Source organism: Pseudoalteromonas obscura (assembly GCF_030135505.1).
GTDB lineage: Bacteria > Pseudomonadota > Gammaproteobacteria > Enterobacterales > Alteromonadaceae > Pseudoalteromonas > Pseudoalteromonas obscura.
Genome location: NZ_JASJUT010000002.1, coordinates 113,992 through 127,277, shown reverse-complemented (window position 1 = coordinate 127,277; position 13,286 = coordinate 113,992). Strand labels below are relative to the sequence as shown.

Here is a 13,286-nt window from a genome sequence, read left to right as displayed (position 1 = left end):
ACTTCCTATCGCTCAGAACCGATGTTGATGGTCACACTTCATTTGGTGATTATTTAGAGTATGTAAAACAGGTAAACTTAGCGGCACTGCAACATCAAGATGTGCCTTTCGACAGAGTGTTAGAGCACTGCGGCATTGAGCGTAATACTCAAATGGCACCATTGTTTCAAATCGTACTGTCAGTGCATCAAAGTAGTCAGGCGCATTCAAGTGACATGCCGTGGGATTTGTCCCCAGTGAATATTGAGCATGCATCAGCAAACTTTGATTTGATGCTTGAAGTGGGCATCGATAGCCAGTCATTGGAGTTGATGTTTACTTACGATAGTGCGCTGTTTTCTGCTCAGTACATCGAGAGCCTATCGCAATACTTCTGTACGGTATGCGATCAGGTGATTGAAAATAAAGATATCAATATTTCAGATATTCAACTGATAAATGCTCAACAGCAAGGTGATATCGTTGACGAGGTGCTTCGTGCACACCGCCAATTCACTACCAACAGCATGTTACATCAACAGTTCGAAGAGATGGCAGTATCTCACCCTACGAGAGTAGCGGTTTGTGATGATGATTGTGCGCTTACATATCAAGCGCTCAACGAGCAAGCAAATCGCTTAGCGCGCTATCTGCAAGAGCAAGGTACACACGCATCCGATAGAGTTGGCATTTGCTTATCTCGTTCAACTGAGTTTGTGGTTGCGATGCTGGCAATTCTGAAAGCTGGTGGTACTTATGTTCCTATGGACCCAAGTTATCCTGCGGCGCGTTTGACTCATATCATCAATGATAGTGATATCAATTTGGTCGTTACCTCGGAGGCACTGCAAAACTTACCAGTGTTAGATACTGATCAAATCAAACGCATTGTACTTGATGGAGAACATTATACTGGCTTGCAATCTGGGCTCGATGCCGACAATTTGAATATCGAACTGCCTGAAAATCTAGTGGCGTATATCATTTACACGTCAGGCTCTTCAGGGCTGCCCAAAGGTGTTCAAGTTACCCATAAAAATGTGCTGAGACTGTTTAAATCATCAGATCAACAGTTCGAGTTTAGCGAGCAAGACGTTTGGAGTTGCTTCCATTCTACTGCCTTTGACTTTTCTGTTTGGGAGCTTTGGGGAGCGTTATTGTATGGTGCGAAGACGGTAATGGTGTCTTATGAAGACAGTCGTTCGCCGCAGCAATTTGCCAAGCTTTTAACGACGCACGGTGTCACGGTGTTGAGCCAAACAGCTTCAGCTTTTTATCAATTGTCAGAATATGTGCGTGAACACAATAGCCCACACCAACTGCGTTATGTCGTATTTGGTGGAGAGTATCTGAACTTTACCAAGCTGTTGCCGTGGATGGATCGCTACGGCAGTGAGGCCCCGCAGTTGATCAATATGTATGGTATTACAGAAACTACTGTGCATGTTACCTATCAAAAAATAGAGCGCGCGCACTGTGAGCAAGGGATCAGCCTAATTGGTAAGCCGTTACAAGATTTGACTTGTTATGTTGTTGATGAAAATGGAAATTGCCAGCCTCCAGGCGTCCCAGGGGAACTGTGGGTTGGCGGTCAAGGTGTTACAAATGGGTACTTGAATAGACCAGAATTGAATACTGAGAAGTTTATTGCCGATCCATTTAGCGCTGAGCCAAACGCCGTAATATACCGTAGTGGTGACCTTGTTCGCTGGTTGGATGATCTGAGCCTACAGTATTTAGGTCGTATTGATGAGCAAGTTAAAATTCGAGGATTCAGAATTGAACTTGGTGAAATTGAAGCAAGTTTAAATTCCCACCCGCAAGTAAAATCCTGCGCAGTACTGGCTAAATCTAAAGAGCAATCAGGCCACGAACTGGTTGTATATTTCACTTTGACAGATGAGTTAGGTTCAGGTGATCAGCAAGCGCTATTTCGTGAGTTGCACGGCTATTTGCAGGTGAAATTACCTAAACATATGGTGCCAGCAGCCTATGTAATGCTGGATGATTTACCTATGACGGTAAATGGCAAACTCAACCGCAGCTTACTTTTGTCAATGCCAGTAAGTTACATCAGCGAAGAATATCAAGCGCCAGAAACTCCCATTCAACGCCAACTGTGTGCTGTGTTTGAACAAACCTTGGAGTGTGAAAAAGTTGGTATTCAGGATAACTTTTTCAACCTTGGCGGTGATTCAATTCGAGCAATTTCATTGGTTGCCAACGCCGCAAACATTGGTCTTCAGTTTTCGGTCAAAGATGTATTTAACTATCAATCAGTTGCATCTCTGGCGGATGCCATTGAACGCAATGATACTGAGTCAACAACTAAAGTAATAGAAAAGCCATTTGCGTTACTGTCTGAAGAACAACAACAGGCACTGCCACAAATAACCACGGCAGCAATCGAAGATGCATTTCCATTAACAGCAACTCAGCAGGGTATGGTGATCCATAACATGCTTGAGGCGAGCGATGGCACTTACCACGATGTGTCTAGCTCTCGTTTGAAGTTGCAATGGCAGCCTGACTTGTTTGTTCAGGCTTTGAGTGCGGTTGTAGAGCGTCATTCAGTACTGAGATCGACATTTGAGTCATGCTGTTCTCAGCCAATCCAAGTTATACATGAATCGATTGCCTTGCCTTTGGCAGTGAGGGCGATGACAGATGAAGAGGTCAATGATTTAGCGCAATATGAACAACAGTGTTTGGCGTTGGAATTGGCATCGCCGTTCGAAATGGGTGATATCCCGTGGCGTATGGCCATTCATACAATTGCTGATGATGATGTTTATCTTCATCTTTCATTCCATCATGCTTTGTTGGATGGTTGGAGTTTGGCGTCTTTCAATACAGAACTATTCACTCAGTACAAGCGTTTGCTATCTGGGCAACCGTTATTGCTGCAATCGAAGCCTCCTGCATTTTCGTTACAAATTGCCCAAGAAGTGGCGGCTATTGAATCAGGAAACAGCCGTCAGTACTTTGAAGAAAAGTTAGACGGAATGAGTTTGCCTTGGTGGTCAAACCTCAAAAAAGGTGCTCTACAGGAAGCGTCAACAGCACTAAGCAGTGATCAACGTCGCCGCTTGAAAGACTTATCTAAGCAATTAAAAGTCACAGAAAAGAGCATCTTGCTGAGCGCACACACTGTGTTAATGGCTTTGTTGGATGGCCAAAAAGATGTTGTGACTTCAGTTGTAACTAATGGCAGACCAGAGCTAGAAGGCAGTGAGCAAACGCTTGGCCTATATCTAAATTCTCTGCCGATGAGAATAGATGTCACCAAGGGAACATGGCAGCAATTAATTGAAAAAGTGCATAGTGAAAGTGTCGACCTAATGTCGCACCGAAGCTACCCGCTCAGTGAAGTTCAGCGTGCAACAAATAGTGAATTCTCATCGTCACTGTTTAATTTTATCGATTTTCATGTTTATGAAAGCATACTCGGTGATGTTGACCTTCAAGGTGGAAACTTTTTCGAAAAAATCAACTTCATGCTGTATGTGACGTTTTTTAATAGCCCGGCTGATAACTCATTGGGCTTCAGAGTTAACGCAAACCTTGAGCAGTTTGATCAGCAATATGTTGAAAAAATTAAAAACTATTTACATAAAATTATTTCGCAAATCCTTGATGAGCCGAGCCAAGAAATTGATTTTGATTCGTTTTTAGACACTAGGGAAGTAGAGCGCATGGCGGCACTAGAACAGCAAAGTATCCAGAGTGGATCTATGCCAGCGCCGTCTGTCATTGAGTTATTTGAACGCAGTGTGGAGCAAAATCCAAGCGCGATAGCTGTAACCATGGCCGATCAGAGTCTAACTTATTTACAGCTTAATGACCGCGTAAATAATTTAGCTTGTGCGCTGCGAGAGGAAGAGGTTGGTGAAAATGACAAAGTTGGAATTTTCTTGCCACGGAGTATTGAGTCACTGATAGCCGTGTTGGCGGTTATGAGAGCCGGTGCGTGCTATGTTCCTCTGGACGTTAAAAACCCGGCGATGCGCAACCAAGCTATTATTGAGCAAACGCATGCAAGTGTTGTCATTTCTCATGAATCCCATGCTTTGCCTTTCAGTGTACAAGGTATTTCAGAGCTGGTGCTTGAAGAGGATGTGACAGACGATAGCTGGTTAGAAGACTTTGCAGACGATGAGACATTTGCTTTGCCTGATTTGCAGCAAAATGCATATGTTTTATTTACCTCAGGTTCAACGGGAACACCAAAAGGAATCGAGATATCTCATGCCAATCTCGCGTCATACTTAGACCATGTAAAGTCGCATTATTTTGTCACTGCAAGTCAGAGTTTGGTGAGTTCAACACTGAGTTTTGATGCAACTATCAGCGCTTGCTTTGGCCCGCTGAGCGTTGCTGGTACAGTCAATATCGTCGCTGAACAGAGCAATGATGCCGCATCAATTGCGGCGTTCATAAAAGACTGTGAAGCGCCATGCATATTCAAGGTGACACCATCTCATTTGGATGTAATTTCAGCAGTGTTGGGCGATTTTTCAAGTACATTGGAACATGTGCTGATAATTGGAGGAGAGGCGCTACACTGGAAAGCTGTTAATGAGTGGCGCACCAAGCACCTGCCCCAGGCAACTTATATCAATGAGTATGGCCCCACAGAGTCGACCGTCGGCTGTTGTTTTGAGGTGATCACACCGTCTTCGGCCGCGAAAGTAGATCAGGAAAACGTCGCAATTGGCGTGTCAGTGGCTGGTACATCTTTATATGTCTTTAATGATCAACTACAACGCATTCCTTTTGGATCAGTTGGTGAGCTATTTATTGCCGGCTCAGGGTTATCAAAAGGCTACCTAAACCGTCCAGATCTCACTGAACAAGCTTTTATCACGAAAAATATTAACGGCACAGATACTGTGTTATATCGTACTGGCGATTTAGTGCGTTATCTATCCGACGGTAAGTTGGAATATATCGGACGCAGAAAGGCGCAGATAAAAATCCGTGGTTATCGGATAGATCTGGATGAGATAAAGCATCATATATTAGCGGTAAAAGGTGTTAAAGCTGCCTTTGTAGCCAAGTCACAAGGTGCCGCGGGGCAGGCTGTGCTAGTTGCATATTATACCGCACAAGACGGCGCATCGCTCGATACGCAAATTCTTCAAAACCTAACAAAACATTTACCTGAGTATATGGTGCCTAAGTTTGTTGTGGCAGTTGATGAGTTTAAGCTTACGCTCAATGGTAAAGTTGATAGTAAAGCGCTACCTGATGTCAGCACTTTGCAAGGTAGCTCGAAGGTAACGGAGCCAGAATCAAGTTTAGAGGTCACGTTGCGCAATGTATGGGCATCCGTGTTGAGAGTGGCACCGGATACCCTTGATGTGATGGCAGACTTTTTTGAGCTAGGTGGCGATTCGATTTTGGCTATCCAAATTGTGGCAAAAGCACGTCATCAGGGCGTATTCTTTTCACTGGCCGATTTGTTTAAGTTTTCCACCATACGGTCTCTGTCAGGTGTCGCGACTACCGATAAAGAATTGGACATATCTCAAGAGGCAGTAACTGGCGAGATGCCACTGTTACCGGTGCAGCAAGCGTTTTTACAAAAGGGGGTTGAATTAGATTATTACAATCAAGCAGTGATGCTAAATACCCCACCTGAGTTTAATGCTGAAGCATTACAAACCATTGTTGCAGAGCTGGTAAATCGCCACGATGCCCTTAGGTTGAGCTTTAAACACGAAGCAAACAATTGGCAAGCAAGTCATCAAGACATTACCACGCAATCACTGAACCACTTCTTTGCGGTCGAAAAGTGCTCACTATCTGATAAAGAGCAAGTGGCCGAGATAGTCAATCGCTATCATCAAAGTTTTGAGCTGGCAGGACCGTTGGCTAGATTTGTATATGTGGAAGATGAGCACAATGCGCAAGACGGGCGTTTATTTATTGTGCTTCACCACCTGGTCGTTGATGGTGTGTCATGGCGTATTTTATTGTCTGATATTGAAGCTGCGTTTTCTCAGCTGCATGCATTCGGTCGTGTTCAGTTGGCACCAAAATCTTCTTCGTATAAAGCGTGGGGTGAGTTTCTTCAAGAGTATGCGTCGGATGAGCAGATTTTGGCGCAAATACCTTATTGGCAAAGTGTCGTAGCAACGCAATCGAGTCCGCTGCCTGTGCTTGAGTCTCAAAGCAGTGAACATGCTGTAGCAAAATCGCAAGCGCAAACGAGCTTTTCTAAAAAGGAAACACAGCAGCTGATCACCCAAGCTATTTTAAAGTATGACTTGCAAGTTAATGAGCTATTGCTGAGTTCGCTTTTAATCGCTTTGCACCAGTGGAGTGGTGGTAACCAATTCTTGATTGATATGGAAGGCCATGGCCGAGAGGCGTTAACAGAAAGCTTAGACCTGACAGAAACCGTCGGTTGGTTTACAAGCATTTACCCTGTTTTACTGGCAGCATCTAACGAGAGTCTTAATGCGCTTGCTTATGAGAAAATAATTCACCACGTTAAAGAGACCTATCGAGCAATTCCGAGCAATGGTATTGGATTTGGCGTGATCGCCAATAGCGAGCAGAGCCGTGAATTGGGTGATTATGCGCCAGCTCAAATTCAATTTAACTACTTGGGTCAGTTTGACAATGTAACAGAAGATGGTGAGTTCTTTTCAATTGCAACGGAATCAGCGGGTGATTGGTCTAGCGCCAATCGACCTATGTCACATAAACTAGACCTAATCGCCATGGTAACCAATGGCAGCATGCAGTTTAAGATCAACTTTGACTTGTCTGATTTTAGCCAGCAACAGGCAGATTCATTGGCAAGCCATCTCCAAAAAGCTGTGCAAGGGATTATATCGCATTGTGTCGGTGCTTTAGATGAGAGCACAATTGCAGCGCAATTCCCGCACGCGACTGCGCCTATTGAGACGCTTTCGCACTGGCATTCGCAACACGATGCGTTGGATATTTACCCCGCAACGGGCATGCAAAAAGGGTTGCTGTTCCATAGTGAATTAGATAGCAGCGCTTACGTCACCCAAATTCGCTTGGACTTTGAATACGTATTGCCAGAGATGTTGAAATTAGCATGGCACAACATCGTGAACAGGCATGATATCTTCAAAACCGCTTTTGTAGGGTTTGAGGAAGGGTATTGCCATCAGTTAGTTCAGCATGAAGTCGAACTCAATTGGTCCGAGGTATCACTTGTCCATTTAGATGCAGCGGCACAACAAGAAGAAGTAGAACGAATTCGCTGCCAAGATGCAGGCACTAAGTTTAACATCGTCGACGCGCCGTTGATGAGGTTCCACTTACTTAACTTAGGTGAAAACGGTCACGTTTTGATTTGGTCACACCATCACTCCTTAATGGATGGATGGTCAATGAGCATGGTGTTTCAAGAGGTTGCCAAAGTCTATGAAGCGGCATTGGCAAATAAACCGATAACTTTGCCTGCGGTTGCACCATATAAAAATTATATTCAGTGGCTCAATCAACAAGACCAAGCGGCGTCGCTTACCTTTTGGAAAGCGCAATTGTCTGAGGCTATGGCGCCAACACCACTGCCGTTGATGGACAGCTCAAAGGTTGCAGAATCAGAGCAAGAGTTTGCGTTGCAATTGAATGTTGAACAAACGCAGTCACTTGTTGAGTTTGCTCGTAAAACAAAAACCACACTGAATAGTTTGTTGCAATCGTCGTGGGCTATTTTACTGTCTCGCTACAGTTCAGAGTCAACAGTCACCTTTGGTTATACGACTACGGGTCGTCCTCCTGTGCTAGAAAATGTTGGCAAAATGGTTGGTTTGTTCATTAACTCTTTGCCATGCAGAGTAACGGTAGAGGGCAGTGAGAAAGTTGAGGACTTCCTAATTTCTCAACGTGATGCACTGAGCCAAAGAGAACAACATAACTTTATATCCGCGACAGAAATTCAAACTGCGGCGAATAGTCATGGGACAGGTGAGCTATACAACAGTGTCATTGTCTTTGAAAACTACCCGATCAAAGATGTGAGTGCTCATGTTAATAATGCTGGTTTGGTGATCACCGATGTGCAGCCGTATGCGCGCACTAACTTCCCGCTGAGCTTGATAGCACACTTAGGCGATACATTATCGATTCGATTTGAATACCACTTAGGGCAATACAGCGCAGCTGATATCGAAACTGTGGGTCAACAACTTAAGGCGGTACTACTCCAGCTTGTTGAAAAGGCACAAGCGCGCGTATGTGATATTGATTTGGCAGTTGATGCTGCTGTAGAAACGTTACAAGAAAGCGAAAGTGGTATCGCTTCTACCCCATTCTTTGCGCTAAACGACAAGGTTGCTGAATATGCACAACTGTCGCCCAATGCACCAGCGGTGTCTTCTCAAGATGGCGCATTGACTTATGATGCATTGGCAACGAAAGTTGCATGCCTATCTGTCGTATTGCAAGACGAAGGGTTAGCTCCAGGGCAAGCGGTAGGAATATGCATGGAGCGCAGCGTTAAAAGCACGGTTGCCATGCTTGCAGTTTTAAAAGCGGGTGGCTTTTATGTTCCAATTGATGCTAAAACGCCCAGTGCACGAATCAATCATATTATTGATGACTGTGGCATGGAACTGATGTTGGTTGATGAACACACCGTTGAAAGTGTGCCTCTAGATGGTGTTGACTTCATGATGCTTGATGATGAGCTGTTTGATGAAGATTGGTATCAATGTTCCGAGCAGGAATTACAGGACGCTAAGACTTCAGTCCAGTCATCAGATACGGCCTACGTCATATATACCTCAGGTTCTACGGGTAAACCGAAAGGCGTTGCTGTATCACATGCCAATTTAGCCCACTACTTGAACTATGCTGCGTCGCAATATTTTGATGGCGTGAATGGGGCTGTAGTGAGCACGTCTTTGAGCTTTGATGCGACAATTACCAGCCTATTTACGCCACTAGTATGCGGCAAAGAAGTTGTATTAATTGAACAAGGAAGTCGTGAGCTTGATTCACTGGCCGCATTGATTGCAAATGCTGCATCCCCTATGTTGTTTAAATTGACACCGTCGCATTTAAATGCACTTGCCAAGTTGTACGACCAACCGCAGACAAAGGTTGAGCATATGTGCATTGTTGGGGGTGAAAACTTGAGTTGGGGTACTGTTGATCAGTGGCGCAACAGTGTTATGCCAAACGCCTGTATTATCAATGAATATGGACCGACAGAAGCGACCGTAGGTTGTGTTGTATTTAAAGTCTCAGCGCATGAAAGCGCAGGGCAAACTGTGGGGTCAGTGCCAATTGGCGTGCCAATTCACAATACTGTTTTACGCGTATTGGACAAAGATGGCAGAGCTGTTCCCAAAGGCGCTAAAGGAGAGCTGTATATCGGGGGAGAAGGTGTTACTCAAGGGTATATGAATCGTTTAGCACTTACCCAAGAAAAGTTTATTGAGTTTTCCGATGACACCACCCAAGCACTTACCTATTACCGCACGGGTGACGTAGTTCGCTACAAGCATGATGGCAACCTTGAATTTATTAGCCGAGTTGACGAGCAAGTGAAAGTGCGTGGCTATCGCATAGAAACAGGCGAAATTGAGCATCACCTGCTGAGCAATCAAAGCATTTCTGCTGCGCATGTGATGTTAGACGATACTGCGGCTCAACATCTTGTAGCCTATATTGCTTGTGATGTCGATATGGATTTGGTGGAACTGGAGCGTAGTTTAAGAACATCATTGGCGTTAGAGCTAAATGACTATATGTGTCCAAGCCAGTACGTGTTTTTAGCCCAGTTACCATTAACTGCTAATGGTAAAGTCGATAGAAAGGCGCTACCAAAATGGCAAGCACATACAGAGCAAACCAGTTCGTCTGGTCCTGTAGGTGAAATAGAAAATCAGCTTGCAAATATCTGGGCACAATTGCTTGAAGTGGAATTGGCTGCGATTACACAAGATAGTGACTTTTTCTTGTTAGGCGGCCATTCACTGTTGGCAATACAGTTGATAACTGCAATTAGAGAGACGTTTAACGTTGAGGTTTCGCTTCATCAATTATTTGATGCGTCCTCTTTGTCAGGACAAGGTGAGGTGGTAGAGCAAGCCGATGCAGCGACATTTACGCCTGCTATTCAGCCTATGTCACTCGACATGACGCATTATCCACTGACACATGCACAAGAGCGCCTTTGGTTTATCGATCAAATGGGCCAAGGCAGTTCGCAATATAACATGCCACTTGCTTTTGAAGTGTCAGGCCAGTTTGACGTTGAACTGATTGAGCAGACATTAGGCGAAATTGTCGCTCGCCATCAGGTGCTTAGAAGTAACTTTGTGACGGTGGACGAGCAGCCACAAGTCACTTATGAACATGCTCAACCGTTTAAACTACATCGAGTCGACGTGAGTCACTTGGATGCGCAAGCTCGCCAACATGAAGTAGCACAAATTCAATTTGAAAATGCCACAAAGGTGTTTGATCTTGCTAAAGACTTACTGGTTAGAGCCAGTTACGTCAAGCTTACAAACGGTGCAGATGTTGAGAGTGGCGCGCTACTATTGTGTTTCCACCATATTGTCTTTGACGGTTGGTCGATTGGTATCTTAATGAAAGAATTCAATACCATATACGCAGCCAAAAGCCGTCAAGTTGTCGCAGAGCTAACCCCGCTTGCAGTGCAATACCAAGATTATGCGGTATGGCAGCGTACGTGGGAAGGTGAGCAGCAATACCTTGCCGATCAGACCTATTGGACAGAGGCACTTGCTGGGAGTCCACAAATTCACTCAATTCCAACGGATAAAGTTCGTCCTGCGCGACAGTCATTTGCCGGAAGCGCAGTGCCATTTAAGCTTGATCAGGCGCAAACAAATAAGCTCAAGGCATTCTGTCAGAGCCGAGGATTGACGATGTCAATGGCACTACAGACGGTGTTCTCTGTGCTGTTGAATCGTTACAGTGGTGAATCAGATATTTTGTTTGGTACGCCGGTAGCGAATAGGGACCGCAAAGAAGTTGAGCCATTAATTGGCTTCTTCGTAAACCTGGTTGTGATGAGAGTGGGTGTTGAACCGCAGTCTTCGTTTGATTCTTTACTGCAAATGGTTAAACAGACAAGCTTGGCTGCTCAGTCGCATCAGTCATATCCATTTGATAAATTGGTTTCAGATCTGGATATCACCCGCAGCGCGTCACATGCACCGCTTGTTCAAGTGATATTCTCAATGAACACCAATAAAGTGGAAGGCTTAGCTGCGGAAGAGTTTGCGATTTCACCAATGCATGCCGAGCAGCTAGTTGCCAAAGTTGACTTGAGTTTGGATGTTGAGGAGTTTGATGATGAAGTAGGCTTCTCGCTGGGATATTGTACTGACCTGTTTGAGACAGAAACCATTGAGCAGATGGGCGAAAATTACCTGCTCATTATAGAAAATATGTTGTCGATGCCTGAATTGCAGGTCGCGCAAGCCCTTGTAAATCAAAGAACTGATAGGAATACCGGTCGCGATGGTTTGGCTGACAGTGACAAGCCGTTTGTAGCGGTACATGAGGCTGTTAAATGTCATGCTGTTGAAGCGCCTGAAGCACTGGCTCTAATCGATGGCAGTGAACAGCTAACATATGGTCAACTTGCTGCTGCAGCCCGTGCCATGTCAGTTGCACTGTATGAACAAGGTGTTCGCGCGGGTAGTTTGGTGGGTGTGATTGCTGAAAACTCGGTGAGCAATGTTGTACTTATGGTAGCGCTTTCGCAAATGGGCGCTGTGTATATGCCGTTTGACCAAAGGTTGCCAGTTCAGCGTATTGAGCAAATGATTGAGTCGAGTGGTGTAGAGCATTTGATAGTGCCTGCAACACACCGTAAGACTGATTTTGCGGGTGTTCAGCAACTTAGCCTAGACGGGCTATACACTCGCTCTGAAGATAACCAGACACAGCAAGTTCTGCTAGCTGACAAGTTGATGCCAGTAGAGGCAGATCAACTGGCCTATGTCATCCATACTTCAGGGTCTACTGGCGTACCTAAAGGGGTGATGATTGAGCACTTGGCTTTGACTAGCTTTGTGCGAAACCATAATCACTTTGTAGGTACACAGCCTCAGTCAAGAGTGATGTCTGTCTTGTCTCCTGCCTTTGATGCCGGATTAGGTGTTATTTGGAGTAGCTTGTATTCGGGCGCTACCTTGTGTTTGGCAAGCTTTGAGCAATCGCTATCAAAGCAGTTAATTGATTTTGAAGTGCAACAAATCTCTTTAACACCTTCGATTTTAGAATCGCTGTCCTGGCAAAGTGAATTTAAGTTAGAAACACTCATCCTTGGTGGTGAGGCATGTCCAGAATCTACGGTTGAAAAGTGGCAGCAGCACTGTCGTTTAATCAATGAATATGGGCCAACAGAAACCACGGTGACTGCCATGGCAAGTGATTGGTCAGTATCGAACTCTCGAAGCTTGGGTGATGTCTATCCGGGGTTTGAAGCGGCTGTATTGGACGAAAATGGGCACCCTTGTCCTGTCGGTGCAATCGGTGAGTTATATCTGGCAGGTGATCAGTTAGCAAGAGGTTATATCAATGCCCCTGAACTGACGGCGAAAGCGTTTATTGAAATGTCATTACCCGGCAGCTCTAAGCAGAGGTATTACAAAACTGGAGATCTAGTCCGCATATTACCTTCGGGTGAATTTAGCTTTATTGGCAGAGCTGATACGCAAGTCAAAATCCGTGGATTTAGAATCGAATTAGAAGAAATTGAAAATAAAATCTTGTTAATAGATGGTGTTGAACAAGTTGTTGTTGATGTTTGTGTGTTAAATGAGGTTGAAAATATTGTTGCATATTTTGTTGCAATAAAGGATATTGACAAACCACAGTTCAAGGAACATTTAACAGCATTACTACCAGATTATATGGTGCCTAATCATTACGTTAGCTTGGAAGCGATGCCGCTAACAGTGAATGGTAAAGTTGACCGTAAATCGTTGCCTGTGCCGCAATCACTTCATCGTGAGCAAGTATACGTGGCACCGACTAGTGAGCTGGAACGTCAGGTTTGTGCTATGTGGCAGGAGTTATTGCAGGTTGAGCAAGTCGGGCTAGAGGATAACTTCTTCGATTTGGGAGGCCACTCTTTGTTGGCTGCGCGTATGTATACCGCTATTCAACATCAGTTTGATATAGAGTTGTCCATGCAAGAAGTTCTTGAGCAACCAGTGGTGTCCGAGCTTGTAAAAGTTATTGATACCGCTGTACGACTCAAAGAAGGGCTAATCTCTCAACATGAAGATGACAGCAGTGATGCCGAAGAAGATGTTTGGGAACTGTAA

Annotated in this window: 1 protein-coding gene (running past one end of the window); it reads left to right on the top strand. The window is 44.7% G+C overall.

Features of this window, described 5'->3' with window-relative positions; genetic code table 11:
* On the top strand, window positions 1–13,286 hold the 3' portion of the coding sequence (locus QNM18_RS04690) for a non-ribosomal peptide synthetase (RefSeq protein ID WP_284136511.1). Its footprint begins 1,066 nt before the window's first position; only the last 13,286 of its 14,352 coding nucleotides appear in the window; its start codon lies beyond the left edge, outside the window; it ends in the stop codon at window positions 13,284–13,286.